Annotated in this window: 22 protein-coding genes and 1 tRNA gene; 13 read left to right on the plus strand and 10 right to left on the minus strand. The window is 63.7% G+C overall.

The window, feature by feature from the left end; all coding sequences use genetic code 11:
* Positions 1 to 508: 508 nt before the first annotated feature.
* Both ABIC51_RS04220 and ABIC51_RS04225 read right to left on the minus strand, forming a co-directional pair.
* The gene (locus ABIC51_RS04220) at positions 509 to 1,603 is read right to left on the minus strand and encodes an NmrA family NAD(P)-binding protein (RefSeq protein WP_054928397.1); all 1,095 of its coding nucleotides are present in this window, start codon (positions 1,601 to 1,603) and stop codon (positions 509 to 511) included.
* Between the two features lie 181 nt (positions 1,604 to 1,784).
* Positions 1,785 to 2,702 carry a DMT family transporter gene (locus tag ABIC51_RS04225; protein ID WP_011694451.1) on the minus strand — a complete coding sequence of 306 codons (918 nt, stop codon included), beginning with the start codon at positions 2,700 to 2,702 and terminating at the stop codon, positions 1,785 to 1,787.
* Positions 2,703 to 2,801: 99 nt separating this feature from the next.
* Between ABIC51_RS04225 and ABIC51_RS04230 the strand changes: the two genes are divergently transcribed.
* Both ABIC51_RS04230 and ABIC51_RS04235 read left to right on the plus strand, forming a co-directional pair.
* Positions 2,802 to 3,713 carry a LysR substrate-binding domain-containing protein gene (locus tag ABIC51_RS04230; RefSeq protein WP_011548572.1) on the plus strand — a complete coding sequence of 304 codons (912 nt, stop codon included), beginning with the start codon at positions 2,802 to 2,804 and terminating at the stop codon, positions 3,711 to 3,713.
* A gap of 711 nt (positions 3,714 to 4,424) precedes the next feature.
* A complete protein-coding gene (locus tag ABIC51_RS04235) occupies positions 4,425 to 5,120 on the plus strand; it encodes a methyltransferase family protein (RefSeq protein ID WP_060084344.1) in 696 nt (231 codons plus the stop codon).
* 117 nt (positions 5,121 to 5,237) lie between these two features.
* On the opposite strand, the gene ABIC51_RS04240 is transcribed toward ABIC51_RS04235, so the two are convergent.
* Together ABIC51_RS04240 and ABIC51_RS04245 are read right to left on the minus strand one after the other, a co-directional pair.
* A complete protein-coding gene (locus ABIC51_RS04240; RefSeq protein WP_146252844.1) occupies positions 5,238 to 6,860 on the minus strand; it encodes an NAD(P)/FAD-dependent oxidoreductase in 1,623 nt (540 codons plus the stop codon).
* Between the two features lie 326 nt (positions 6,861 to 7,186).
* Positions 7,187 to 7,990, minus strand: coding sequence for an inositol monophosphatase family protein (locus tag ABIC51_RS04245; RefSeq protein ID WP_021162664.1), 804 nt, complete (start codon positions 7,988 to 7,990; stop codon positions 7,187 to 7,189).
* A gap of 280 nt (positions 7,991 to 8,270) precedes the next feature.
* Here ABIC51_RS04245 and ABIC51_RS04250 point away from each other — a divergent pair, with 280 nt between their 5' ends.
* Both ABIC51_RS04250 and cysE read left to right on the plus strand, forming a co-directional pair.
* A complete protein-coding gene (locus tag ABIC51_RS04250) occupies positions 8,271 to 9,095 on the plus strand; it encodes an RNA methyltransferase (RefSeq protein WP_021162663.1) in 825 nt (274 codons plus the stop codon).
* A gap of 307 nt (positions 9,096 to 9,402) precedes the next feature.
* Positions 9,403 to 10,176, plus strand: coding sequence for a serine O-acetyltransferase (gene cysE / locus ABIC51_RS04255; RefSeq protein ID WP_021162662.1), 774 nt, complete (start codon positions 9,403 to 9,405; stop codon positions 10,174 to 10,176).
* A 58-nt stretch (positions 10,177 to 10,234) separates the two neighbouring features.
* On the opposite strand, the gene ABIC51_RS04260 is transcribed toward cysE, so the two are convergent.
* The 4 genes from ABIC51_RS04260 to ABIC51_RS04275 all read right to left on the minus strand — a co-directional run bounded on the left by ABIC51_RS04260 (position 10,235) and on the right by ABIC51_RS04275 (position 12,986).
* Positions 10,235 to 11,035 (minus strand): UDP-2,3-diacylglucosamine diphosphatase, encoded by an 801-nt coding sequence (locus ABIC51_RS04260; RefSeq protein ID WP_027787045.1) that lies wholly within the window; start codon positions 11,033 to 11,035, stop codon positions 10,235 to 10,237.
* Positions 11,036 to 11,062: 27 nt separating this feature from the next.
* Positions 11,063 to 11,554, minus strand: coding sequence for a peptidylprolyl isomerase (locus ABIC51_RS04265; RefSeq protein WP_006751616.1), 492 nt, complete (start codon positions 11,552 to 11,554; stop codon positions 11,063 to 11,065).
* Positions 11,555 to 11,642: 88 nt separating this feature from the next.
* Positions 11,643 to 12,224, minus strand: coding sequence for a peptidylprolyl isomerase (locus ABIC51_RS04270; RefSeq protein WP_021162660.1), 582 nt, complete (start codon positions 12,222 to 12,224; stop codon positions 11,643 to 11,645).
* 39 nt (positions 12,225 to 12,263) lie between these two features.
* Entirely contained in the window at positions 12,264 to 12,986 is a 723-nt protein-coding gene (locus ABIC51_RS04275; RefSeq protein ID WP_027787046.1) for a tetratricopeptide repeat protein, read from the minus strand.
* A gap of 234 nt (positions 12,987 to 13,220) precedes the next feature.
* Between ABIC51_RS04275 and cysS the strand changes: the two genes are divergently transcribed.
* From cysS to ABIC51_RS04305, 6 genes are all read left to right on the plus strand, one after another.
* Complete coding sequence (gene cysS / locus ABIC51_RS04280) at positions 13,221 to 14,618, plus strand: cysteine--tRNA ligase (protein WP_175899013.1); 1,398 nt, start codon at positions 13,221 to 13,223, stop codon at positions 14,616 to 14,618.
* Between the two features lie 43 nt (positions 14,619 to 14,661).
* Positions 14,662 to 15,489: a DNA-3-methyladenine glycosylase family protein gene (locus ABIC51_RS04285; RefSeq protein WP_027787048.1), complete on the plus strand. Its 828-nt coding sequence runs from the start codon at positions 14,662 to 14,664 to the stop codon at positions 15,487 to 15,489.
* A gap of 103 nt (positions 15,490 to 15,592) precedes the next feature.
* Positions 15,593 to 16,564 (plus strand): acetyl-CoA carboxylase carboxyltransferase subunit alpha, encoded by a 972-nt coding sequence (locus tag ABIC51_RS04290; RefSeq protein ID WP_006478433.1) that lies wholly within the window; start codon positions 15,593 to 15,595, stop codon positions 16,562 to 16,564.
* A 46-nt stretch (positions 16,565 to 16,610) separates the two neighbouring features.
* Positions 16,611 to 18,032, plus strand: coding sequence for a tRNA lysidine(34) synthetase TilS (gene tilS / locus ABIC51_RS04295; RefSeq protein ID WP_175899020.1), 1,422 nt, complete (start codon positions 16,611 to 16,613; stop codon positions 18,030 to 18,032).
* A 343-nt stretch (positions 18,033 to 18,375) separates the two neighbouring features.
* On the plus strand, positions 18,376 to 19,629 hold the full coding sequence (locus tag ABIC51_RS04300) for an aspartate kinase (RefSeq protein ID WP_027787050.1): 1,254 nt from the start codon (positions 18,376 to 18,378) through the stop codon (positions 19,627 to 19,629).
* Positions 19,630 to 19,739: 110 nt separating this feature from the next.
* Positions 19,740 to 19,833: transfer RNA gene (locus tag ABIC51_RS04305), tRNA-Ser, on the plus strand.
* A gap of 418 nt (positions 19,834 to 20,251) precedes the next feature.
* Here the strand turns inward: ABIC51_RS04305 and ABIC51_RS04310 are convergent.
* Entirely contained in the window at positions 20,252 to 21,184 is a 933-nt protein-coding gene (locus ABIC51_RS04310; RefSeq protein WP_175861545.1) for a LysR family transcriptional regulator, read from the minus strand.
* A gap of 68 nt (positions 21,185 to 21,252) precedes the next feature.
* Here ABIC51_RS04310 and ABIC51_RS04315 point away from each other — a divergent pair, with 68 nt between their 5' ends.
* Positions 21,253 to 22,029: an SDR family oxidoreductase gene (locus tag ABIC51_RS04315; protein ID WP_060311907.1), complete on the plus strand. Its 777-nt coding sequence runs from the start codon at positions 21,253 to 21,255 to the stop codon at positions 22,027 to 22,029.
* Positions 22,022 to 22,420: a GlcG/HbpS family heme-binding protein gene (locus ABIC51_RS04320; protein WP_027787053.1), complete on the plus strand. Its 399-nt coding sequence runs from the start codon at positions 22,022 to 22,024 to the stop codon at positions 22,418 to 22,420. Before ABIC51_RS04315 ends, ABIC51_RS04320 begins: the two co-directional genes overlap by 8 nt.
* A 397-nt stretch (positions 22,421 to 22,817) precedes the next feature.
* Here the strand turns inward: ABIC51_RS04320 and ABIC51_RS04325 are convergent, their stop codons facing one another.
* Positions 22,818 to 23,195 (minus strand): hypothetical protein, encoded by a 378-nt coding sequence (locus ABIC51_RS04325; RefSeq protein WP_138143286.1) that lies wholly within the window; start codon positions 23,193 to 23,195, stop codon positions 22,818 to 22,820.
* A gap of 594 nt (positions 23,196 to 23,789) precedes the next feature.
* Between ABIC51_RS04325 and ABIC51_RS04330 the strand changes: the two genes are divergently transcribed.
* Positions 23,790 to 25,319, plus strand: coding sequence for a complex I subunit 4 family protein (locus ABIC51_RS04330; RefSeq protein ID WP_027787055.1), 1,530 nt, complete (start codon positions 23,790 to 23,792; stop codon positions 25,317 to 25,319).
* The last annotated feature ends 15 nt before the right edge of the window (positions 25,320 to 25,334 follow it).

Consider the following 25,334-nt stretch of genomic DNA (forward strand, 5'->3'; position numbering starts at 1 on the left):
CACCTCTGCGGTCAGCCCCAGCTGTGCTCAAGAAGACCGCAGAGGCTTTGGCGGCTCGCTCGGCCGCTATGGTTCGGTAGCTGCCCATCGCCAAAATGTCGGCGTAGGTCTTGACGTAGTTTTGTGCATCAGCCCTTATCAGAGAACGCGCAGGTACTGCTGCATCATTGGAGTGACGGGTGCAGGTGCTGCGGTGGGTTGCGTGCTCATGTGACCGGGAAAAGTTGCTTTGGCTGCCCGAGTTTACCAGTGGCCCGCACGGGACTGCTCGCAGTTCGCCGTTCGGCCAGTTGCTGGAGATCACGACCGGCGGCTGCCGGTCAGTTGTCGCTGATGGGGAGGGGCAGCTACCGGCCATGTCCGGACATTGGCATGCCGTTCCTCGGTGGCCGCCTTGCCGACAGCTTCGGACGTTGAGCGTCGACGATCTTCGCCGGCATCGCAGCGTGAGAAAACGCGTGGCAAGTAGTGAGGCGTTTTGCAGTTGAGCTAGACGTTCGCGAGGAACTTATAACGTGCCCTTCCTCTGGTCTTCGGACAGCTTCAAGACAGGCGGCAATCTGAGCAGATTTTCAGGCTGAACCCTTTCCCAGAGGCCTTTGTTGCCCAGTGCTCGTCCCAACTCGTCTTCGCGCCTGAGCCATTGTTCGACCGTCCTGATTCGCCCGGGATGAATTTCGTCGAGCAATGCGTAGTCTCTTTTGATGATCCCGTACTTCCACAGATTCCAGAAGCCGGTGAAGTTTTCGCGGAAGCTCATCGTACTTTTGTCGCGGAGATCGGCGTTATATCCGGAAGGCAAATCGGCTGCGGCCTTGAGCGGTCCGCTCCAGTATGCTTCGAGGTCGGTATCGATATATTGCGCGGGATGTCCGGTCACGGCTTCGAACGCCTCGGCAAGCTTCGCATACTCGACATGATCGATCGCGACCTCGAGATGCATGCCATTCGCACGCTCCGGATTGTCGAAAAGCCAACGTGCGTAGTACCCGCAGTCCTCGAACGCTACATGCGGGACGGCGCCGTCACCGAGTGGTACCCGCCACGTAACGACGCCGCTTTCCACGGACGGCGTCATCGGTGTCATTGCCGAGACGGCCATCTCCATATACGGACCGGTCGTAAGCAGCGCGGCGCCCATCCGGTCACGGTTTGTCAGGTTCTGGAACAGAATCCATTCCCCTACGCGGCCCTTGCCGTCATAGTGGCCTGTCCGAAACCGGGAATCGTATCCGGACCTTTTGAGCGCGTAATCGAGGTTTCCATATACGAAGAACTTGACATCTTCTTCGATGGCTATTTCATAGCATCGGATGGCCCAATAAATCTCAGTCTTCTCCCCGGTGTTGAATCCATCGAGATTGATATACGCTGCGCTGCAATTACGAAAACCGTCACGCAGGACCGCTTCATCGGCAAACGTGCCCTTCACGATCGAGACGTTCCCCAGAGTGGAGAGCTCGATGGCCCGTCGCGATTCAGGATCTCGGCTCAAGGCGCGCACGGCATATTTGCCGTCGGCGACGAGCGCCCGGATGACGGGCAATCCCTGTGCGCCCGTTCCACCGATGACGAATATGGTCGAGGGGACCCGTGAAGACATGTTTGTTTACGCTGGTATGAGTTGGATAGATTTGCCGACCGCTACGCGCCGATGGCACGGATGTCAGCTTCATATGGCACCGGGCACCGGTACGCCGACCACTCGCCCGTGAACTTCTTTCGAGATGCCGAATTGCGGTCTGCGCGATATTTCATCGAAGCATTCATACGACACTGCGGCCCTAACCGGCCGCCTTCGCCGGACCGCGCGCCGCGACTGCGCGTGGTTGCCGGCCACGTTGCAGCAGAAACACACCACCGAGGATTGCGCCCATCGCGAACAGTTCGACTGCGCCGATCGGTTCCTGCGCAAGCCACGAACCCATCAGCAACGCAACGACCGGTGGAATGTACGTCACGCTGGACGCGGCCACTGCTCCGAGCCGTCCGACGATGAAGTAATAAAGGATGTAAGCGATCCCGGTGCCCGTCAGACCGAGTCCCAGCACGAGGCCGAGCAGCGCTCGCGCATCGCTCGTTACACGCGCGATGCCGTCGAAATTCGTGACACAGCCGATCAGGACCAGTGCGAAGCCGATCTGCCACGTCGACAGCGCGAGCGGCGAGAGGTCCAGGCCGGAAAGAAAGCGGCGCGCGTACACGAACGAGCAGCCCACGCTCAGTGAGCCGGCAACCATATAGCCGACTCCGAGCAGGTTGACGCCAGCCGCGTGCGCATTCCACGGGCGCGCGATCAGCAGTACACCGACGAATCCGCTGGCGATGCCCGCAATCATTCGCGCGTTCGGTCGCTCCTCGCGCAGCAGCGCCCATGCGCACAGGAAGGAAAAAAGCGGGATGGCGCCGCTTAGCATCCCGGCAATGCTCGAGAACAGCAGCCCGGCCCCTTTCGCGAACGCGTAGTAGTAAATCACGGTCGCAAGCAGCGACATCACCACGAAGTGGTGAGCGTGCCGAAGATGGCGCCATTTGAGCGCCTTAGTGAATAGCGCGACCGTGAGCAGCGGGATGAAGCCGAAAAGCACGCGCAGGAAGACGATCTGACTGGCAGCCAGATCGACGCTCGCCCACTTCATGAACAGGAAGTTGGTGCCCCAGATGAACCCGAGGGCGGCGAAGGCGAAATAGGCGGGATTCATGTCAGCGCACCAGGAAAGCGGATGAAGTCCCGATTGTGTTCCGCACCGGCTTGCTCTACAAATGATTTAATGTCGACTATGGAATAGAAAAACTGAGCTATGCGATCGATTCCTCCGCTGAAAGCCCTGCCTGCCTTCGAAGCTGCCATGCGGCACGGCAGTTTTACTCTTGCATCCCGGGAACTGAACGTGACGCCTGGTGCGATAGGGCAGCAGATTCAGAAGCTTGAGGAATGGCTCGGCGTTGCCCTGTTCGTGCGCCAGATACGGCAGGTAACGCCGACAGAGGATGGTCGCGCCTACTTCGCGCAGATTCAACCCGCCCTGGCAGAGCTTATTCATGCGAGCCATCGCATTCGTGAGCGTCGCGGTAGCGGCGTGCGGTTGTCGATGCCGCCGAGCTTCGCTGCCAAGTGGTTCGCCCCACGCATGGCCGACTTCCTGCAGGCAAACCCCGGGATTGCGCTGAGCCTGAGCACATCGACAACGATGGTCGACTTCGAACTGGATGACGTCGATCTCGCGGTTAGGCATTTCGACGGGATGGATGCACGACTATCCGTTCAACTGCTGTGCCATGACGAGGCACGCGCGTATTGCCATCCGGTATACGCGAAGCAGCGCCGATTGAAGCGCCCCGACGATTTGCGCACGGCGACACTGCTCCATAACACGCTACACCCGCACTGGGCCACGTGGCTTGCTCGATTCAGCGGTCTCGACGGTTCGCAGATCGAAACCATTACCGGTATCCGGTTCGACCAGTCGTTGATAGCGATCGACGCCGCAGTGCGCGCGCAAGGCGTTGTGCTTACCAGCCCCCTGCTGGTAGAAGCGGAACTGGCTCGTGGAGAACTGATTGAGCCATTCGATAATGCGCTTGCGTTGGACGCCGGATATTACCTCGTCCATCCCGCCAGTGCCGGAACCAAACAGGCGGTTCAATTGCTCAAGGCGTGGTTTACCGACAGCATCGCCAGGGGATGTGCGCAGCGTGGAGGCTACTTCTAGCCGTCGAATTATTGTCTCAATGACTGCTGTCGGCTCTAATGCCGACGCCGGATAATGCGATTCCGACCGGCAACAATGGGTCGGTAACGGCCCATCGCTGAAACGTCTGGCGTAGGTCTTAGCGTAGGTTTGTGATCTGTGTCTTGTCAGATAAGGTGCAGGTACTGCTGCATCATCGGGGTGTGGCCGGCGAAGGCTTCGGGCGACAGCGTGGTCATAGGTCAGGCATGAAGTTGTTGCTTGGGTTGCCCGAGTTTACCAGTGGCGTCACGTGCGGGCGTGAAGTTCGCCGTTTGGCCAGTTGCGGGTGATCGGCGAACCCTTGCGTGCTGACGGCGTCCCGCATATCAGCGCGTGTGTTTGGACGTCAGGCGGCGTGCGCGGCTTAGAACCCGGCGGCGCAGCGCCGCCGGTCGGTCTCGAGCATGGCGGCCCGATCCGCGGCTCTCATTCGGCCCCTTTATCGCCTGGGAGACTAGCCACTCATTATCATCAACCGCAGACGATTTCGTCCGTCCGGACAGCGCTACAAACTGTGAAACGTTTGGCAGACCGCGTAATTCAGTTACTCGGTCTTTATATTTACCCACGCTCTCGGGACTTACACCAATCAACCTCGTAAAACTGAAACTTAGGCAAGTTTCAATGAATGGAGCGTGCTAGTCTGAAACGGCAATATATATAAAAACGCAGTAAGTTCGGGGCACAAACATGAAGCAGGCCATACAGGATGCGGGGGGCGCGTGCGCGCAAAGTACCCTGGTGCCGCACGTTACAACGGTCGCGGACGAGTCGGAGCGGATCAATCTGATCGAGCTTGGCGCTCGCGTGTTGTCAGTGACCGTGCTGGGCGTATTTGCCTATCTGATTTATATACCGTGGCGATTGGACCCGAGCCGGATTACGCTGGTCCTGCTGCTGGTATCCGCGGTACTGACCGTCTGCATGTCGGCGTTTGCCAAATTGCCGAAACGGCGCGACTGGCATCCCGTTGCAGTGTGCTTGTCCCTGGGCGGTTCGTTCTACTGCCTGACCTATCAGCTGACTGCCAGTACCCAACTGATCCCGGAGTGGGCAGGGGGCGCCTGGCAAATATGCGGGATTGCGTGGCAACTGTTCGCGAAACTGTCGCTCGGGCGCTCGTTCGGCTTGCTGCCGGCGAATCGCGGCGTCGTTTCGACCGGAGCGTACCGGTTCATGCGCCACCCGATCTATGCCGGTTATCTGTTGTCCGAAATCGGTTTCCTGCTCGCAAACTTCAGTACGCGAAACCTGCTCGCGATCGGCATCTGGATGCTGTTGCAGATCGGGCGAATCAGTTTGGAAGAGCGGGTGCTGTCGGAAGACGCCGATTATCGTGCGTACAAGACGAAGGTTCGGTACCGGCTGATTCCCGGTGTGTTTTGACGGGCGTGCCCAAAGCGCGCCGTGGTGGTGCGCCGGTGAAACAGACTGGCACGGCGAACGTGCAAAAATCGGCGTATTCGGGTCACGGACCTTCGCACGCCGACTCTGTCCTGCGTGTCAGGACGTGTGTCCTGACGTCAGGCTGAGGGCCACCGCCTGCGCAACTTCGATGCCGTCGATCGCCGCCGAATAAATGCCGCCTGCATACCCGGCGCCTTCGCCGGCCGGATACAGGCCTTCGACGTTCATGCTCTGGTAATCGTCCTTGCGTCGAATTCGGATCGGTGACGACGTGCGCGTCTCCACACCGGTGAGCACTGCATCGTGCATCGCAAAGCCGGCGATCTTCTTGTCGATCTGGGGCAGGGCTTCACGGATCGCTTCGATCACGTAGTCCGGCAGCGCGGTGCTGAGATCGGTCGGGTTCACGCCCGGCTTGTACGACGGCTCCACGGAGCCCAGCGACGTCGACGGTCGGCCTGCGATGAAATCGCCGACCAGTTGACCCGGCGCGCGGTAATCGCCGCCGCCGAGTTCGAACGCGCGCTCTTCCCATTTGCGCTGGAACGCGATGCCCGCCAGCGGGCCGCCGGGATAATCGTCCGGCGTGATGCCGACGACGATACCCGCGTTCGCGTTGCGCTCGGCCCGCGAATACTGGCTCATGCCGTTGGTGACCACGCGGCCCGGCTCGGAGGTCGCCGCGACCACGGTGCCGCCAGGGCACATGCAGAAGCTGTAGACGGCGCGGCCGTTGCTGCAGTGGTGGACCACCTTGTAGTCGGCGGCGCCGAGCTGCTTGTGGCCCGCGAACTTGCCGAAGCGGCTGCGATCGATCAGCCCTTGCGGATGCTCGATGCGAAAACCCAGCGAGAACGGCTTGGCTTCGATATAGACGCCGCGATCGTGCAGCATCTGGAAGGTGTCGCGCGCGCTGTGGCCCACGGCCAGCACCACGTGGTCGCACCGCAGCGTTTCTCCGTTCGAGAGCTTCAGCGAGCGCACCTTGCCCTGATCGATCTCGATGTCGTCGACCCGCGTTTCGAAACGCACTTCACCACCCAGTTCGTGGATGGACGCACGCATTTTTTCCACCATGCTGACGAGGCGGAACGTGCCGATATGCGGCCGGCTCAGATACAGGATGTCTTCCGGGGCGCCTGCCTTGACGAATTCGTCCAGCACCTTGCGGCCATAGTGGTTGGGATCCTTGATCTGGCTGTACAGCTTGCCGTCGGAAAACGTCCCGGCCCCGCCTTCGCCGAACTGCACGTTGGATTCGGGGTTGAGCACGCTCTTGCGCCACAGGCCGAAGGTGTCCTTGGTGCGCTCGCGCACGGCCTTGCCGCGTTCGAGGATGATGGGGCGGAAACCCATCTGCGCGAGGATCAGCCCAGCGAACAGGCCGCACGGCCCCATGCCGATCACGACCGGGCGCAGGAAATTGCCGTGCTCGGGCGCCTTCGTGACGAAGTGGTACGCCATGTCGGGCGTCACGCCGCAATGCGGCTTGCCGGCGAGGTGCTTGATCGCGGCCGCTTCGTCCGCGACTTCGACGTCGACGATATATGTGAGCTTGATGTCGGCGCGCTTGCGCGCATCGTGCGCACGACGGAACACGGTGTAACGGAGGAGCTCGTCCGCGGCCACGCCAAGCTCCGCGAGGCGCGCGCGAATCGCGGCCTCGAGCGCGCTTTCGGGGTGGTCGAGGGGGAGTTTAATTTCGCTTAGCCGTAACATGGGGACTCGGATGCGATTGCCACGGCGTCGTGGCGGTGTTGATACGGTCGGGGGCCGGCAGGCCGGCGGGGTTGTCCGCCGCGCGGGCGTGCCGCACGCAAACCCGCACGCAAACCATTTATTGTCGTTGCGGGAACGGCGGTGTGGGCGGCGGTACGCTGACCGGCCCCGACAAACTCAAGCAACTTCAGGATAGGCGCACGAAGCGACCCTTGTGCGGGAAGATGTTCCCGCCTCCCGGCAACCGGGAGGCGAACGGTGCGCCGTCGTGACGATGCCCGCGAGCGGTGTGCGCGAAAGCCGCGCCGCGCGGGCGCGGCCGGGGCTTACTCCGCCGCCGGATGTACGCGGGTGTAACGGTTCAGGATCGGGATCATCTGCGCGTAGATCTTCGGGTTCGCCGCGACGATTTCATGGCGATGCAGGAAATCGGCGTCGCCCGTGTAGTTGCCGACGAGGCCACCGGCCTCTGTGATCAGCAGGCTGCCCGCTGCCATGTCCCACACGTTGATGCCTTGCTCGAAGAACGCGTCGAGGCGGCCGGCCGCAACGTTCGCGAGATCGAGTGCTGCCGCGCCCGGACGACGCAGGCCGGTGCAGGCTTGCGTCATTTCGGTGAAGAGGCGCGCGTATGCATCGAGGCCGTCCTTTTCGCGGAACGGGAAGCCCGTGCCGACCAGTGCGTCCGACAGGCGGTCGCGGCGGCCGACGCGGATGCGGCGGTCGTTCAGGTACGCACCGCGGCCGCGCGTGGCCGTGAACAGGTCGTTCTTGTTCGGGTCGTAGACGACGGCCTGCGTGACGACGCCCTTGTGCTCGAGCGCAATCGACACGCAGTAGTACGGGAAGCCGTGGATGAAGTTGGTCGTGCCGTCGAGCGGATCGATGATCCACTTGAATTCGGATTCGTTCTCCGATTCACCCGATTCCTCGGCGAGGATCGCGTGGTCGGGGTAGGCGGTCTTCAGCGTCTCGATGATCGCGTCTTCGGCGGCCTTGTCCACTTCGGTGACGAAGTCGTTCTGCTGCTTCTTGCGGATCTCGATCAGGTCGAGATCGAGGGACGCGCGGTTGATGATCTGTCCGGCGCGGCGCGCAGCCTTGACAGCGATGTTGAGCATGGGATGCATGAGCCTGGATCCTGTAGCCGGCGGCACGGGCCGCCACGAAGTGGAACAACCGCCCGGCACGGCGCAAGCGTGGCAGGCGAGGTGAGACGCGAATTGACAAAGAACGGGGTACGACCCGCGCCGCACGGAGTGCGACGCGTAAAGGCATGATTTTACCCGATTTTTGGCGGTTTCAGGCGACCGGGATACGGGGAAACCCCCACTATCCATCCGGACGAGTGGGTTTGCCGCGGCGATGGCGATACCATACTGCCATTCTGATGAACTGAGTCGTATCGTAGTGGAAACCCCGCAGATCACCGCCGCGCCGTCCGAGCCGGGCGCGGCCTCGTCCCGGCCGCCGTCCGGCGGCTTCACGTCCACCCGTTTCGTGCTCGTCGAGCCGAGCCATCCCGGCAACGTCGGGGCGGCCGCCCGCGCGCTGAAGACGATGGGTTTCTCGCGTCTGGTGCTGGTCGCGCCGCGTGTGCCGCACGTCCAGAGCGATCCCGAGGCGATCGCGATGGCCAGCGGCGCGGACGACGTCCTCGCCTCCGCGCATGTCGTGCCGACGCTTGGCGACGCGCTGTCCGGCGTGCACTGGTCGATCGCACTGACCGCGCGTACGCGCGAATACGGGCCGCCGCGTCTCGCGCCGCGCGCGGCCGCCACGCAGGCGTGCGCACAGGTCGGCACGGGCGACATCGCGCTCGTGTTCGGCAACGAGCGCACGGGCCTCGCGAACGAGCATGTCGAGCAGTGCAGCGCGCTCGCGCACATCCCGGCGAACCCGGCCTACAGTTCGCTGAATCTCGCACAGGCCGTGCAGGTGCTCGCGTACGAGCTGCGCGTCGCGTTTCTCGAGCAGGCGAGCGAGCCGTCGGCGCAAGCGCCGGCCGAAGCCGGCACGCTCGCGCAGAGCGACGAGATCGAGCGGATGTACGTGCACCTCGAGAACGCGCTCATCGCACTCGATTTCCTCGATCCGCGCAACCCGAAGAAGCTGATGCCGCGGTTGCGGCGCCTGTTCGCGCGCACGGGCCTCGAGCGTGAGGAGGTCAATATCCTGCGCGGTATCGCGAAGCACATCCTGCTGAAATCGGGCAAACCGGGCGGCGACGCGTAAGCGGCCGGCGCGCAGTGCACAGGCCGCAGGACGGCTCGGCGCGCGGGGCCGTTTCCCTGTCGGGCAGATGCTACGCCGGCCGCCGGAAGCGCCGGGCCGAATCGCCCGGCCTGTTCGGCCATCCCGCAAACTCAATGCCAGCAAGCGTTCCGGCCGAATACCCGCGCCGTCGGCGGGGTGAACGCGCGGGCTCGTGCGGCCGTGCGCGACTCGCCCTACAATCGCCGAACGTCATAACTAAATTACCCGGCGCGATAACGGCCGGTCATTGCCGGCGATGCGCGTCGGCCTTTTCCCAGACCACATCATGTTCACGAGACTGCGCGAAGACGTTGCAACGATTCGCGAGCGGGATCCCGCCGCTCGCAGTGCATGGGAAGTGCTGACCTGTTATCCGGGGCTGCATGCGCTCGTACTGCATCGTTTCGCGCACGCATGCTGGCGCGCGAAGCGCTACTGGCTCGCGCGTTTCGCGTCACAGGCCGGCCGGTTCCTGACCGGCATTGAAATCCACCCGGGCGCGACGATCGGCCGGCGCGTGTTCATCGATCACGGCATGGGTGTCGTGATCGGCGAGACGGCGATCATCGGCGACGACTGCACGATCTATCAGGGCGTGACGCTGGGCGGCACGTCGCTCACGCGCGGCGCGAAGCGCCACCCGACGCTCGAGGCCGGCGTGATCGTCGGCGCGGGTGCGAAGGTGCTCGGCGGTTTCACGGTCGGTGCGGGCGCGAAGATCGGTTCGAACGCGGTCGTCGTGAAGCCGGTGCCGGCAGGCGGCACGGCGGTCGGCAATCCGGCGCGCATCGTGATGCCGGCGCAGCCGAAGCCGCAGCCCGAACGCGCGGCGTTCTCCGCGTACGGGATCACGCCGAATGCCGACGATCCGATGTCGCTCGCCATTCACGGGTTGATCGATCACGCTGCGAAGGAAAGCCGCCGCGTCGACGAGATCGTCGCGGCGCTCGAGCGGCTCGGCACGCATCTGGAAACGCTGCAGGGCGCCGACGCGGCGCGCCTCGATCTGCGCCGGCTGTCGGCGGTGCTGGAAGGCAAGACGGTCGAGCGCCAGGCGTAATGTGATCGATGCGGGTCGCTGCCGGTCGCGACAGGTCGGTTCGACGGCGGCGGCCGCGTCAGTCGAGCGGCATCGCGTGGATGCCTTCCGCGTCGACACGCAGGTAACCGCCGCGCGGCTTGCCGTGGTCGAGATCCCAGTCGGGCAACACCCAGCGAATGCCGCCGGGCTCGCTGTGGCGCGCGGGGCGGTGCGTGTGGCCGTGAATGATCACGCTCGCGCGGCTTTTCCGGAACAGGGCGGCCACCCCTTCGCGCGTGACATCGTAAATCGCCGAAGCAGGGCGCATCCGGCCCGCTTCGCTGTTCGAGCGCATGCGGTGCGCGAGCGCGCGGCGCCAGCGGAACGGCCATGCGAGAAACAGCCATTGCGCGACGCGGTTGCGTGCGAAGCGGCGGAACAACTGGTAGCCGCGATCGGCCGTGCATTGCGCGTCGCCGTGCGCGAGCACGATGCGCTGGCCGAACGCCATGATCAGCGACGGGTCGGGCAGCAGCATCGCGCCGGCTGCCTTCATGAAGCGCCGGCCGAGCAGGAAATCGCGGTTGCCGTGCATCACGTAGAGCGCAATTCCGCGTTCCGAGAACGTGTGCATCAGCGCGGCCATGCGGGCCGCGAACGGATCGTCGTCGAGGATGTCGTCGCCGATCCAGTATTCGAACAGATCACCGAGGATGAACACCGAGTCGGCGCTGTCGGCGGTGTATTTCACGAAATGCTCGAACGCGGCGACCGTCTTCGGAATCGCTTCGCTCAGGTGCAGATCGGAGAGAAACAGGAACGGGCGTGCGGCTTGCGCGTATTCGCGCTCGCCCGGCACGCCCGCGGAGACGCTTCGCGGCGGACTCTCCTGCAACATCGAAGTGCCTCCGTTACGTTCTGTGCGTCAGACCACGACGGCCTTTTCGATCACGACGTCGTCGGCCGGCACGTCCTGGTGGAAACCGGCGTTGCCCGTCTTGACGCCCTTGATCTTGTCGACCACGTCCTGGCCTTCGACAACCTTGCCGAACACGGCGTAGCCCCAGCCTTGCGGCGTCGGCGACGAGTGGTTCAGGAAGTCGTTGTCGTTCACGTTGATGAAGAACTGGGCGGTCGCCGAGTGCGGATCGTTCGTGCGCGCCATCGCGATCGTGTAGTTGTCGTTCTTCAGGCCGTTGTTCGCTTCGTTGTCGATCGGCGCGTCGGTCGGCTTCTGCTTCAGGCCCGGCTCGAAGCCGCCGCCCTGGATCATGAAGCCGTTGATCACGCGATGGAACACGGTGCCGTCGTAGTGGCCCTTCTTCACGTAGTTCAGGAAGTTTTCGACCGTCTTCGGTGCCTTCGCGGCGTCGAGCTCGAGCTTGATCACGCCGTGGTTCGTATGCAGTTCAACCATGATGAATTCCTTCGGTGAGGCGGTTTAAATGGCACGCGGCCGGTCGTGCGACGCGGCCGCGTGAGGCGCCGGACGTGCCGGCAGGTTCTTACTTCGAGACGACGCTCGCCGATTCGATCACGATCGGTTGTGCGGGCACGTCCTGCATCGGGCCGCGCGAGGTCGTCGCGACGCCTTCGATCTTCTTCACGACGTCGAGACCCGACACGACCTTGCCGAACACCGCATAACCGTTGCCGTCCGGGTTCGGGTAGTCGAGGCCGCTGTTGTCGACCGTGTTGATGAAGAACTGCGCGGTGGCCGAGTTCGGATCGCTCGTGCGTGCCATCGCGATCGTGCCCGTCAGGTTCTTCAGACCATTGCGGCTTTCCAGCGGGATCGGCGCGCGGGTCGGCTTCTCCTCGAAGTTGGTCTTGTAGCCGCCGCCCTGGATCATGAAGCCCTTGATCACGCGATGGAAGATCGTGCCGTTGTACTGGCCGGCCTTCACGTAATCGAGGAAGTTGGCGACCGATTTCGGCGCCTTCTCCGGGTAGAGCTCGACGCGGATGTCGCCCTGCGAGGTCTTCAGCTGCACGACGGGGTGCGCGGTAGCCGATTGCGCGAACGCAGGTGCGGTCGCGGTCGCGAGAAGGGCGGCGCCGCCAAGCGCCAGCAACAGACGTTTCATTGCGATCCTCAGGTTGGGAGGGAAAGAAGGCCGCGCCGCTTATTGCGACGGCGCGACGTACGGCGCCGCCAGTGCGCCCGACGGACCGCTGAACTGGAACGTCGGCGACATCGGCAGCGTGGTGGTGCTCACGTTCGCGGCGGCGCGGTCGGAGTAGTCGCGCGTGGCCGGTGAGGCCGCGCGGGCGTTCGGCGCGGTCTTCGGCGGCGACACGATCTTCTGGAGATCGGCGAGGCGCTGCGCGGTCGCGCCGCTCGTGCGGCCGAGCGATTGCGCGCGCTTGTACGACTCGGCCGCGAGGCGCAGGTAAAGATCGCCGAGGTTCTCGTATGCGAGCGAGTAGCTCGGGTTCGCTTGCGTCGCCGTGACGAGCGCGGTGCGCGCTTCGTCGTATCGGCCATGCTTCGCGTAAAGCGCCGCAAGGTTGTTGTACGGCTCGGGCAGTTCGGGGTACGCCTGCGTGATCGCGACGAACTGCTGGATCGCGTCGTCGTCGCGGTTCAGGCGGGCCAGCACGGTGCCGCGCTTGAACTGCGCCTGCAGGTCGTGCGGGTTCGATGCGATGCGCGCGTCGAGCTGCGCGAGCGCCTGCTTCCACTGCTTGCCGGCGATCGACGCGTCGATTTCGGGGGTGCCGTCGGCGGTGGCCGGGGCCTTCTGCGCATGCGCTGCGGGGGCCGCGAACAGCGTCAGCGCGACGCCCATGACGGTGGTCGCAACGAGGGTCGCAGCGCTCGGCGCGCGGCCGCGATGAGGTTTCATAGGCGTAAATCGGAATGTTATACTCCGAGCCATTCTAACAAAACGTCTGCGCGTTCCGGCGAGCCGCAGGCAGTCTTTCTTAGCCTCTCGTGGCCGTCACCGCTGTGCTTGCAGCCTGACCGCCCCATGTGATATCGAGGACGCTCGGCCTGGTGCCGCAGCAGATGGTCCGTCCGTTTCGCATGCTGGGCGAGCTTCGCCAGGGCGGTTTCCTTCGGCTCACGGTTCATCTCTATGGAATCACTGCGCATCTACAACACGCTCGCGCGTGACAAGCAAGTTTTCGTGCCGCGCCAGCCCGGCGAAGTGCGGATGTACGTATGCGGAATCACCGTATACGACTATTGTCACGTGGGCCACGCGCGCATGCTGGTCGTGTTCGACCTCGTCCAGCGCTGGTTGCGTGCGATCGGTTACCGGGTCACGTATGTGCGCAACATCACCGACATCGACGACAAGATCATCCGCCGCGCGGTCGAGAACGGCGAGACGATCAAGTCGCTGACCGACCGGTTCATCGGCGCGATGCACGACGACGAAAGCGCGCTCGGCATCCAGCGGCCCGACATCGAGCCGCGTGCGACGGCGTTCATTCCGCAGATGCTCGGCATGATCGAGACGCTCGAGACGAACGGTTATGCGTATCAGGCGACCGACGGCGACGTCAATTACTCGGTGCGCAAGTTCGCGAACTACGGAAAGCTGTCGGGCAAGTCGCTCGACGATCTCCGCGCGGGCGAGCGCGTCGCCGCGAACGACGCGAAGGAAGATCCGCTCGACTTCGTGCTGTGGAAGCGGGCGAAGCCGGAAGATCCGGAAGGCGCGTCGTGGGCGTCGAAGTACGGGATGGGCCGCCCGGGCTGGCACATCGAGTGCTCGGCGATGGGCTGCACGCTGCTCGGCGAACATTTCGACATCCATGGCGGCGGGCAGGATCTGCAATTCCCGCACCACGAGAACGAGATCGCGCAGAGCGAAGGCGCGACCGGCCAGACGTTCGTCAATTACTGGATGCACAACGGCTTCGTGCAGGTCGACAACGAGAAGATGTCGAAATCGCTCGGCAACTTCTTCACGATCCGCGAAGTGCTCGAGCGCTACGACGCGGAAGTCATGCGTTTCTTCATCGTGCGCACGCACTACCGTTCGCCTCTCAATTACAGCGATGTGCATCTCGACGATGCGCGCGCGTCGCTCACGCGCCTCTACACCGCGCTGAAGGACGTCGATGCCGACACGCTCGCGCTCGACTGGAACGAGCCGCACGCGCAGCGTTTCGCGGCCGCGATGAACGACGACTTCAACACGCCGGTCGCGGTGGCGACGTTGTTCGAGCTGGCGGGCGAGGTGAATCGCACGCGCGACGCATCGCTCGCGCGGCAACTGAAACTGCTGGCGGGGCTGCTCGGCCTGCTGGGCCGCGAACCGCGCGCGTTCCTGCAGCAGGCGTCGGGTGCCGCGCAGGCGGGCGGGCTCGCCGCCGACGAGATCGAAGCGAAGATCGCCGCGCGCGTCGCGGCGAAACAAGCGAAGGACTATGCCGAAGCGGACCGGATCCGGGCGGAACTGCTCGAGACCGGTATCGCACTTGAAGACAAACCGGGCGGATCGACCGAATGGCGTCGCGTATGAGCGCGGTGCGTTCCACTGACCGATCCGTCAGGTAGGAGGCAAGATGGCAACGGCCAGAAAAGCGCCGGTCAGGCGCGCGACCCCGGTCGCCGCGCGTCCGGCAGCCAAGCGCGTGCCGCCGGTGAAGACGGACGCAACGCGCGCCGTGCCGAACGGCGCGCTCAACGGTCATGCGCAGCCCGCGGCCGCGCAGCCGGCCGCCGACGCGGCCCGCAAGGCCCGTGCGACCGAAGCGGACGGCGAGGAGGTCGTCGTGCGTCCTGCTTACTGGGACAAGGCATGCGCCGACCTCGTCAAGCGCGACCGGATCCTGAAGAAACTGATTCCGAAGTTCGGTCCCGCGCATCTCGTGAAGCGCGGCGACCCGTTCGTCACGCTTGCGCGCTCGGTCGTCGGCCAGCAGATTTCGGTGCCGTCGGCGCAGTCGCTGTGGGCGCGCATCGGGGATGCCTGTCCGAAACTCGCGCCGCAACCGGTGATCCGGCTCGGCGCAGACAAGCTGATCGCGTGCGGGCTGTCGAAGCGCAAGACGGAATACATCCTCGATCTCGCGCAGCATTTCGTGTCGGGTGCGCTGCACGTCGACAAATGGACGTCGATGGACGACGAGGACGTGATCGCGGAACTCACGCAGATCCGCGGCATCAGCCGCTGGACGGCCGAGATGTTCCTGATCTTCAACCTGTCGCGGCCGGACGTTCTGCCGCTCGACGACCCGGGCCTGATCCGCGCGATCAGCGTCAATTACTTCAGCGGGGAACCCGTCACGCGCAGCGAGGCGCGTGAAGTCGCGGCCAACTGGGAACCGTGGCGCACCGTTGCGACCTGGTACATGTGGCGCAGCCTCGATGCGCCCGACGCCGACGCCTGAGCGGCGGCTATCGGGTTTTAAACATCAATAGTTGAGAGCCGGTTTTGAGCGTCGCCCGCGCGGGTAGAATACGCGCTGCCGCAAGACCCAAGGATTCGAACACATGAAGACCACGTTTCTGGATTTCGAACAGCCGATCGCCGAACTCGAGGCCAAGATCGAAGAGCTGCGATTCGTGCAGGACGACTCGGCTGTCGACATTTCGGAAGAAATCGAGCGGCTGTCGAAGAAAAGCCAGCAACTGACGAAAGACCTCTACGCGAACCTGTCGCCGTGGCAGGTTTCGCAGATCGCGCGGCATCCGCAGCGCCCGTACACGCTCGATTACGTTGCGGAACTGTTTACCGATTTTCACGAGCTGCACGGCGACCGCGCATTCGCGGACGACCTGTCGATCGTCGGCGGTCTCGCGCGCTTCGGCGGCCATCCGTGCATGGTGATCGGTCACCAGAAGGGCCGTGACACGAAGGAACGCGCCGCGCGCAACTTCGGGATGCCGCGTCCGGAAGGCTATCGCAAGGCCGAGCGCCTGATGCGTCTCGCCGAGAAGTTCGGGCTGCCGATCTTCACGTTCGTCGACACGCCGGGCGCGTACCCGGGCATCGGCGCGGAAGAGCGCGGCCAGTCGGAGGCGATCGGCCGCAACCTGTACGTGATGGCCGAGCTGAAGACGCCGATCATCACGACCGTGATCGGCGAGGGCGGTTCGGGCGGCGCGCTCGCGATTGCAGTGGCCGACACCGTGATGATGCTGCAGTTCTCGACCTACTCGGTGATCTCGCCGGAAGGCTGCGCGTCGATCCTGTGGAAGAGCGCAGCGAAGGCGCCGGAAGCCGCGGAAGCGCTCGGCCTGACCGCGCACCGCCTGAAGGCGCTCGGCCTGATCGACAAGATCATCAACGAGCCGCTCGGCGGCGCGCATCGCGATCCGAAGGGCATGGCTGCGCTGCTGCGCCGCGCGCTCGCCGATTCGCTGCGCCAGTTCCAGGGCATGAGCATCGATGCGCTGCGCGAGCGCCGCTTCGAGCGCCTGATGGCCTACGGCAAGTTCAAGGAAACCACGCCGGGCGCATGACCGGCCGCTTGTTCAATACGCGCGCCGCTGCGCGCGCATTCCTCTCGTGATCCCACCGACCGAATTCTCCGCCGACCGCGTCGTCCTCGACGCGGTCGGCGTTGCGCTTTCCGGCATGCCGCCCGATGCGCGCATCGCGATCGCGTACAGCGGCGGCCTCGACTCGACGGTGTTGCTCGATGCGGCCGTGCGCGTCGCGGGCGCGTCGCGCTGCGTCGCGCTGCACGTGCACCACGGGCTGAGTGCGAACGCCGATGCGTGGGTTGCGCATGCCGAGGCGAGCGCGGCCGGGCTCGGCGTCGAATTCGAATCGATGTGCGTCGACGTCCCGCGCGACAGCGGCCTCGGTGTCGAGGCGACAGCGCGCGAGCGGCGCTATGCGGCGCTCGACGAGATGTGCGAACGCCACGGCGCGGCCGCGCTGTGGCTTGCGCAGCATGCGGACGACCAGGCCGAGACCGTGTTGCTGCAGTTGTTGCGCGGCGCGGGGATCGCGGGGCTTGCCGCGATGGCGCCGCGTTACCGCCCCGACGGCGTGAGCGTCGAGCGCGTGCGCCCGCTGCTGCGATTGCTGCGCGCGCAACTCGAGCGTTATGCGGCGCAGCGCGCGCTCGAATGGATCGACGACGAATCGAACAACGACACGCGTTACGCGCGCAATGCGCTGCGCATCGACGTGCTGCCGGCGCTGGCCGTGCATTTCCCGGGCTTTCGCGACGCGCTGGGCCGCGCGGCCCAGCACGCGGCCGCCGCCCAGCGGCTGCTCGACGATCTGGCTGAACTCGACTTCGCCGTTGCCGCGCGCGATGACGGGCAGGCGCTGTCACGCGATGCACTGGTTGCGTTCGACGATACGCGTGGCGCGAACCTGCTGCGCTTCTGGATGCGCCGGCTCGGTTTGCCGGGCGCGTCGGCCGCCCGGCTCGCCAACATGATGCGGCAGTTGCGTGCCGCACACGATGCCCATGCATTGCGCGTCGATCACGCGGGGCAATGCCTGCGGCTTTATCGCGATGTCGTCTACTGGGAAGCGGGCGACAGCAGCGAGCCGGCCGACGATGGCACCGGCACCCCCCATCCGGACGCGTCGCTCGCGTGGGACGGGCAGGAGGTCTGGCACCTGCCGGGATGGCGCGGCACGTTCGTGTTCGCGCCGGTCGACGCGCCAAGCGCCGATGCGGTGCCGGAGGCGCTGCTGCGCGGTGCGCGGCTTGTGGCGCGCGCCCGCGCGGGCGGCGAGCGGATGCGCACGTCGCCGGGCGGGCCGGGCCGCACGCTGAAGAACCTGTTCCAGGAGCGCGGCGTGCCGGCCTGGCAGCGCGACGTGCCGCTCTTGTTCGCGGGCGAGCGGCTGATCTACGTGCCGCGGCTCGGCATCAATCGCGATGTCGGCGCGTTCGGCAGCGAGGCGGCAGGCGACGGCACCTGGCGCCGGATCGAATGGCGTCCCGACCTGCTGATCGCGTAACGGCGGGCAGGCTTCCGGCGGCGCGATGGCGCGCGCATTTTCACCATTTGGTAAACAGCGCCGGAACGGCTCCGGACGCGGCGAGCGGCTTGTCAAGCGGGCCTCTATCGGGTACGCTCGGTCGTTTGCTCGGCTCGATTTTTGAGCGATTTGTGCAGGTTTTCCGCGTGACGTACCCGGTTTGCGCGGCCTGATCGGCCTTCCGGGCAAAATCCGTCACGCTTGCGTGTTGCGTCCCAGCCGTCCCCCTCGTCGTCCGTCCACAGCCACAAGCCGCGTGACCGAACGGCTACGCGGCCTGCCCAGCGCGCCCGTGCGGTTTCTCCTCCAGTTCAGAACGACAATGGCACTCATCGTACACAAATACGGCGGCACTTCGATGGGCTCGGTCGAGCGCATCAAGAACGTCGCGAAACGCGTCGCAAAATGGCATCAGGCCGGGCACCAGATGGTGGTCGTGCCTTCGGCGATGTCCGGCGAAACCAACCGTCTGCTCGGTCTTGCGAAAGAGATTTCGAGCCAGCCGAGCCCGCGCGAGCTCGACATGATCGCGTCGACCGGCGAGCAGGTCAGCGTCGGCCTGCTGTCGATCGCGCTGCAGGAAATCGGCGTCGAGGCCGTGAGCTACGCGGGTTGGCAAGTGCCGATCAAGACGGACAGCGCGTTCACGAAAGCGCGCATTCACTCGATCGATGACGAGCGCGTGAAGGCCGATCTGAATGCAGGCAAGGTCGTGATCATCACGGGCTTCCAGGGCGTCGATCCGGACGGCCACATCACGACGCTGGGCCGTGGCGGCTCGGATACGTCGGCGGTGGCGGTCGCGGCTGCGCTGGGTGCCGAAGAGTGCCTGATTTACACGGACGTCGACGGCGTCTACACGACCGACCCGCGCGTCGTCGAAGAGGCGCGACGCCTCGATCGCGTGACGTTCGAGGAAATGCTGGAAATGGCCAGCCTCGGCTCGAAGGTCCTGCAGATTCGCTCGGTCGAATTCGCTGGCAAATACCAGGTGAAGACGCGCGTGCTGTCGAGCCTGACCGATCCGCTGATTGCGCTCGACGAAGAAATGCGCTCGGGCACCCTGATTACTTTTGAAGAAGACGAGACCATGGAAAAGGCAGTCATTTCCGGCATCGCGTTCCAGCGCGACGAAGCACGCATTGCTGTGATGGGCGTGCCCGACAAGCCGGGCATCGCGTATCAGATCCTCGGCCCGGTCGCGGATGCGAACGTCGACGTCGACATGATCATCCAGAACCAGAGCGTCCAGGGCAAGACCGACTTTACGTTCACGGTCGGCCGCGGCGACTACCAGAAGGCGATGGACATCCTCACCAACCAGGTGAAGGGCCACGTGAACGCCGAGCAGGTGCAGGGCGATCCGAAGGTGTCGAAGGTGTCGGTGGTCGGTGTCGGCATGCGTTCGCACGTGGGCGTCGCGAGCAAGATGTTCCGCACGCTGTCGGAAGAGGGCATCAACATCCAGATGATCTCGACGTCCGAAATCAAGATTTCCGTGCTGATCGACGAGAAATACATGGAGCTGGCCGTCCGCGCGTTGCACAAGGCATTCGAACTCGACCAGGCATCGTGAATTTTTCGTGATGCATTGAAGAAAATGCATCACGGAAATTGACGTGCGGTTCGAAACCCTATATTATTTCGTTCTCGTCGCACTGCCTCCCTGGTGCGAGCGAAAGTTTGGGAGACGTGGCCGAGAGGTCGAAGGCACTCCCCTGCTAAGGGAGCATCTGGGCCAAAACCTGGATCGAGGGTTCGAATCCCTCCGTCTCCGCCAAAAGCGGTGACAAAGCCCCGCAAGTTCTCGGACTTGCGGGGCTTTTTCTTTTTGACTATCAAGTCAACTCACAAGCTTCCTGTGAGCATGAGCACGACGAACGAGCGGTTCACCGGTCGCAGTCGTTCTGATGCCGAGTGAATATTCGCGCGGTGAAGGGTGATCACTCGTCAAGCGGCGATCCGTGTCCGCGTGCGGCATGCTTGAGCCGGACTCGGTGATTTCCTGAACCATCTCAAGTCGACTCGAGAAAGTGAGTTCCTTCGGCTGGGTTCCCGGAAGGTTGGGTGTTTGGCGGCTTCCAGTCTTCCAGACTCAGTCCGGATGAGCCATCGATACAACCTGTCGAAGCTTCGCAGCTAACCCGGCGGTATCGTGCGACTGGCGCGAATACGAGCCGGCCTTGCCATGCAAAAACTCAACTGCGCAGCTGCTCGCCCTTGATAAAGGCAATCAGGGCGCGCAGAGCCTGCGAGACATGGCGATGGCCGGGATAGTAAAGGCATAGTCCCGGAAAAGGCGGACACCAGTCGTCAAGAACGCGTTCGAGGCGTCCGTCACGCAAGGCCTCGACGACGAGGTGGTCAGGGACGAAAGCGATGCCTATGCCGTCCATGGCGGCGTCGACCATCAGCGGTTGGTCCGTCAAAGTAAGCGGGCCCGAGACATCGATGGTCTCGCTCACGCCGCGTCGCTCGAATTCCCACTGGTAGATCGCGCCGCTCTCGAAGCGAAAGCGAATACAGTCGTGTCGATAAAGATCGTGCGGCGTAGTGGGGCGTCCATGTGCAGCGAAATACGCGGGCGACGCGACTGCTGCGAAACGAACGTTGCCCATGATCGGAACGGCCACCATGTCCTGCGGCACGGCCTCGGCCAGTCGGATGCCCGCGTCGAATCCCGCTGCAACGATGTCACCGAGGCGGCCGTCGCTCACGATGTCGAGATGCACGTCCGGATACGACTTCAGGAAGCTTGCCAGGATGGGACGCAGGATGAGGCGGATGGCGCCTTCGCTTGCATTGATGCGCACGGTTCCGCTGGGAGCCAGGCGGAGATCGTCGACTTCGCGCATCGCTTCGTCAATGATCGAAACCGCCGGCCGGAGTTTGGCTGCCAGACGTTCGCCGGCCTCGGTGAGCGAGGTGCTGCGAGTCGTTCGATTCAGGAGCCGGACGCCCAGACGCCGCTCGAGCGCTTTTACCGAATGACTGACCGCTGACGGCGTGATCTCGAGGTCGGTCGCTGCTGCGCGAAAGCTTCGTCGTGTTGCAACGGCCAGGAACACGGTGAAAGAGAAAAAATCGAAGCTCCTTGATTGGTGAGTAACTCTCATCGTTTCATCAAGCATTGGTGATCTTGTTTTGATACTAGGGGCTCCCTACACTGGGTGCAACTATTTCAGTCAAGGAGCGCCAGATGTCTCGAAAGATATTGATCACGGGTGCCAGCTCAGGTTTTGGGCGTGGTGCGGCAATTGAACTTGCGCGCCTTGGCCACCACGTCGTGGCGACGGCCGAAACGTGGCCGCAGGTTCGCAGCCTGCGTGCGGACGCAGCCGAGGCCGGTGTGGTGCTCGAGGTGATCAAGCTGAATCTGCTCGACGCGATCGACATCGCTCACGCGGGCTCGTTCGATCCCGATGTCCTGGTGCTGAACGCCGGCGTCATGGAAGGCGGATCGATCGTCGACATCCCGATGCAGCGCGTTCGGGAGTCCTTCGAAATCAACGTCTTCGGCCATCTTCAACTGGTACAGGCGATCGTGCCGAAGATGGTGGCACGCAGGTCCGGAAAAGTCGTATGGACCTCGTCGATGGGGGGCATTCTGGTTGTCCCGTTTGTCGGTGCCTACTGCGCGACCAAGCATGCGATCGAGGCCATCGCCGGGTCGATGAAAGCGGAACTCGAACCCTTTGGCGTCAAAGTCGCGACCGTGAATCCGGGCGTTTTCGGTACCGGATTCAACGACACTGGCGCCGAGAGCTACGTGCAGTGGTACGACGCCGATTCCGCCGTTGTGCCGATGCCGGATTTCGGCGACAGCCTGATGAACCAGGCCGACCCCAAGGAGATGATCGACGCCATGGTCGAGATCATTCCGGCCGATACGCATTTGTATCGAACCATGCGCCCCTTTGCGACGATTGACGCGGCGAAGCAGTGGCAAGAGACGGAGTGGACGCAAAATGCCTGAGCTCACGTTGGAGCGGGCGGATCGGATCGTGGCCCAGGGGCGTGCCGCAGCCCAGGACGCGGGACTCAATGCCGTGTTTGCAATTCTGGATGCGGGTGCGCACTTGGTCACTTTCTCGCGGATGGACGGGGCATGGCTTGCGTCGAATGAACTGTCGATTGCAAAGGCCCGGGCTTCGGTGATGTTCCGGGCGCCGAGCGAAGCGCTCAATGTCCCGTGGCAGGCGGGCCAGCCAGTTCCACACTTCGACCACATCCATGCAGGCGGGCTGTTGCTGATGGGAGGAGGAGTGCCTCTCTTGGATGGCGATGGCCAACTGATCGGCGCCCTCGGCGTGTCCGGCGGTACACCCGAGCAAGATGCGGTACTTGCTCGTGCTGCGATTGCCTGAGCGCTGGAGGTGGTGGGAGAGATTCCGATACCTCGGCTATCGCATCGATCCGCGGCGACACGTCACGGTTTCGTCGTCGGCATGTTGTGGGCGCTGGCCTGCTTGGCGTGCCAGTCGTCATGTGTATCGCGCGGTTGCGTACTCGCGCAGCATGAAATATTCGCGGCCCGCGTCAAGAATGTACATCTGCGATGCGTAAGGTGAGGGCGCGACAGCCTGCCGCGATGGTGGATGACCCGCGCGTTGGAATATTCACTGCGCGCACCGAAAATACACACGCGCCATGCAGGTAGCGGGTGCGCATCCGCCCGCTGTGGTGGCGGCTGGCGCAAGCGACCCCATATTTACTTCGACAGCCCGGATGTTGCGCGACCGGTTGTTCGGGCCGCGCTTCGGTTCAACCGTCGATTTCGCTCGAATCGAACGTGATTTGCACATCATGGTCCGCAGGCCGGTACGACGCGGCGTAACCACACTGTTTGCCAGCGAAGATGATCGTGCGCTTGCAGACCGGCGAATTGAAGTCCACCGGCGTTTGCTCGATCAGCCTGGTGTCCGGGCAGGATGCGGACACGTTCGGCAGCTTCTGTTGCGCGGATTCGCTCGCCTGATTCGCGTCCATCCCACGATCTTTCGCGGTGCGCGCCCGCTGAGCAGCAGTGGATGCGCGATGGTCTGCGATCGTATTTTCACGGGCAGCGTCGCTATTGGCGTTCGCCGCTTTCGCTGCGGTTGCAGTTTCTGCGGCGCATTCTGCGCGCTTGGCAACCATCATCACGCCGACCATCGGCGCCTGACAGCGGTTGGCGTCGCAAATTGCTCCGGCTCCTTGCCGAGCGGAAAGGTGATTACGTAAAGCACGTTGATGGGTATCGGCTTGCTGTTTCTAGTCCGCCCCACGGGAGCGTGGAGGGTGGGCGGCGCGGCCATTCACGCGATCCGCGTCGAGCAAGACGAAATGAAATAAAAATGAAAGTTAATCTGTAAGAAATCAGCGCTGCATTCTCGCCGTCTTGTCTGGTGCCAATCAGCTCGTTCCGACCCTCCGGAATGGCAGGCGGATGTCAAAAATGCGGCGATGCGTCGATTTTTGCAATCTGTCTGATCGATCAATACAAAAAATTACTCATAAAAATCAGCAAGATAAGGCGGGTTGTGAAAATCGATGCTCTGCTGCGATGCAGAAAATAATCAATCGCCTTATGCTGGTTAACCCGATCGCGTTTGAGCGGCGTCAAGCTTTCCCGTGATGCCGCTTTACATTTTGCCAACATTGGCGATTCACGAAATCTTTCTGTCGATTTGATTTCGTTCCTTTCGTCTCGCCTGTCTCCGATGCAGTGCGCGACTTCATCAAGGCCCTGTTGACATGCATGATTTCCCCTTCCTGAGCCTGGCCATCTGGGCTCCGATCCTGTTCGGCGCGTGCCTGTTGCGCGCCGGTTCCGACCATCATCCACGTCGAACGCGGCTGATCGCGCTCGTCGGCGCGCTGGTGGGGCTTGCGGCCGTCGTTCCGCTGGTCGCCGGTTTCGATGCGCACTCGGCCGCGATGCAGTTCGTCGAGAGCCGCAACTGGCTGGCGGCATTCAATTCCGGATGGCGGGTCGGCATCGACGGCGCGTCGCTGTGGCTCGTCGTGCTGACCGCGTTCACGACGCTCGTGGTGGTCGTGGCGTCGTGGGAGTCGGTCACGGTGCGCGTCGCGCAGTACTACGCGTCGTTCCTGATCCTGTCGGGGCTGATGGTCGGCGTGTTCGTCGCACAGGACGGGCTGCTGTTCTTCATCTTCTTCGAGGCGACGCTGATCCCGCTTTACCTGCTGATCGGCACATGGGGACGCGAGCGCCGCGTGTACGCGGCCGTGAAGTTCTTCTTCATCTCGTTCGCCGGCTCGCTGTTGCTGCTGATGGCGATGCTGTACCTGTACGCGCAGTCGCACACGTTCGACATGGCCGTGTGGCGCACGCTGCAGCTCGGCTTCGCGCCGCAGTTGCTGGTGTTCCTCGGCTTCTTCGCCGCCTTCGCGGTCAAGGTGCCGATGTGGCCGGTCCACACGTGGCTGAGCGACGTCTATACCGACGGCCCGACGGGCGCGGCGCTGATGCTCGCGATGCTCAAGCTCGGCGGCTACGGGTTCCTGCGCTTCGCGCTGCCGGTGACACCCGACGCGAGCCACTTCTTCGCGCCGGCCGTGATCGCGCTGTCGCTGTTCGCGATCGTCTATGCGAGCCTGATCGCGCTCGCCCAGACCGATCTCGGCAAGCTGCTCGCGTATTCGACGGTCGCGCACATGGGGATCGTCACGCTCGGGCTGTTCCTGTTCAACCGGATCGGCGTCGAAGGCGCGATCGTGCAGCTCGTGTCGTACGGCTTCGTCGCGGGCGCGATGCTGTTGTGCGTGAACGTGCTCGTCGACCGCACGAAGCAGCGCGAGATTGCCTCGTACGGCGGCGTCGCGGGCGTGATGCCGCGTTTCGCGACCTTCACGGTGCTGTTCGCGATGGCCAACGTCGGCCTGCCGGGCACGTCGGGCTTCGTCGGCGAGTTCATGGTCATCATGGGCGCGATCCGCTTCAACTTCTGGATCGGCGCGATCGCGGCACTGACGCTGATCCTCAGCGCGTCGTACACGCTGTGGATGCTCAAGCGCGTCGTGTTCGGCAAGGTCGCGAGCCAGCGGATCGCAAAGCTCGCCGACCTGAACCGTCGCGAGATCGTGATGTTCGCGTCGCTCGCACTGGTCGTGCTGGCGGTCGGCATCGATCCGAAGCCGTTCACCGACGCGATCGATCCGACCGTCGGAAGGCTGATCGAAGACGCGAGCCATTCGAAGCTGCCGGCAGGGGACGGCCCTGCGCAGCCGCAGCCGTCGTACATGGCATCGACGCACGGCTGATCGCGGCACGTCGCG

This window comes from Burkholderia sp. 572 (assembly GCF_040545135.1).
Classification (GTDB): Bacteria; Pseudomonadota; Gammaproteobacteria; order Burkholderiales; family Burkholderiaceae; genus Burkholderia; species Burkholderia cepacia.

Coding starts and splice junctions, on each gene's coding strand:
- ABIC51_RS04220 (WP_054928397.1), bottom strand. CDS start 1,603: ATGTCTTCACGGGTCCCCTCGACCATATTCGTCATCGGTGGAACGGGC.
- ABIC51_RS04225 (WP_011694451.1), bottom strand. CDS start 2,702: ATGAATCCCGCCTATTTCGCCTTCGCCGCCCTCGGGTTCATCTGGGGC.
- ABIC51_RS04230 (WP_011548572.1), top strand. CDS start 2,802: ATGCGATCGATTCCTCCGCTGAAAGCCCTGCCTGCCTTCGAAGCTGCC.
- ABIC51_RS04235 (WP_060084344.1), top strand. CDS start 4,425: ATGAAGCAGGCCATACAGGATGCGGGGGGCGCGTGCGCGCAAAGTACC.
- ABIC51_RS04240 (WP_146252844.1), bottom strand. CDS start 6,860: ATGTTACGGCTAAGCGAAATTAAACTCCCCCTCGACCACCCCGAAAGC.
- ABIC51_RS04245 (WP_021162664.1), bottom strand. CDS start 7,990: ATGCATCCCATGCTCAACATCGCTGTCAAGGCTGCGCGCCGCGCCGGA.
- cysE (WP_021162662.1), top strand. CDS start 9,403: ATGTTCACGAGACTGCGCGAAGACGTTGCAACGATTCGCGAGCGGGAT.
- ABIC51_RS04260 (WP_027787045.1), bottom strand. CDS start 11,035: ATGTTGCAGGAGAGTCCGCCGCGAAGCGTCTCCGCGGGCGTGCCGGGC.
- ABIC51_RS04265 (WP_006751616.1), bottom strand. CDS start 11,554: ATGGTTGAACTGCATACGAACCACGGCGTGATCAAGCTCGAGCTCGAC.
- ABIC51_RS04270 (WP_021162660.1), bottom strand. CDS start 12,224: ATGAAACGTCTGTTGCTGGCGCTTGGCGGCGCCGCCCTTCTCGCGACC.
- ABIC51_RS04275 (WP_027787046.1), bottom strand. CDS start 12,986: ATGAAACCTCATCGCGGCCGCGCGCCGAGCGCTGCGACCCTCGTTGCG.
- cysS (WP_175899013.1), top strand. CDS start 13,221: ATGGAATCACTGCGCATCTACAACACGCTCGCGCGTGACAAGCAAGTT.
- ABIC51_RS04285 (WP_027787048.1), top strand. CDS start 14,662: ATGGCAACGGCCAGAAAAGCGCCGGTCAGGCGCGCGACCCCGGTCGCC.
- ABIC51_RS04290 (WP_006478433.1), top strand. CDS start 15,593: ATGAAGACCACGTTTCTGGATTTCGAACAGCCGATCGCCGAACTCGAG.
- ABIC51_RS04300 (WP_027787050.1), top strand. CDS start 18,376: ATGGCACTCATCGTACACAAATACGGCGGCACTTCGATGGGCTCGGTC.
- ABIC51_RS04310 (WP_175861545.1), bottom strand. CDS start 21,184: ATGCTTGATGAAACGATGAGAGTTACTCACCAATCAAGGAGCTTCGAT.
- ABIC51_RS04315 (WP_060311907.1), top strand. CDS start 21,253: ATGTCTCGAAAGATATTGATCACGGGTGCCAGCTCAGGTTTTGGGCGT.
- ABIC51_RS04320 (WP_027787053.1), top strand. CDS start 22,022: ATGCCTGAGCTCACGTTGGAGCGGGCGGATCGGATCGTGGCCCAGGGG.
- ABIC51_RS04325 (WP_138143286.1), bottom strand. CDS start 23,195: ATGATGGTTGCCAAGCGCGCAGAATGCGCCGCAGAAACTGCAACCGCA.
- ABIC51_RS04330 (WP_027787055.1), top strand. CDS start 23,790: ATGCATGATTTCCCCTTCCTGAGCCTGGCCATCTGGGCTCCGATCCTG.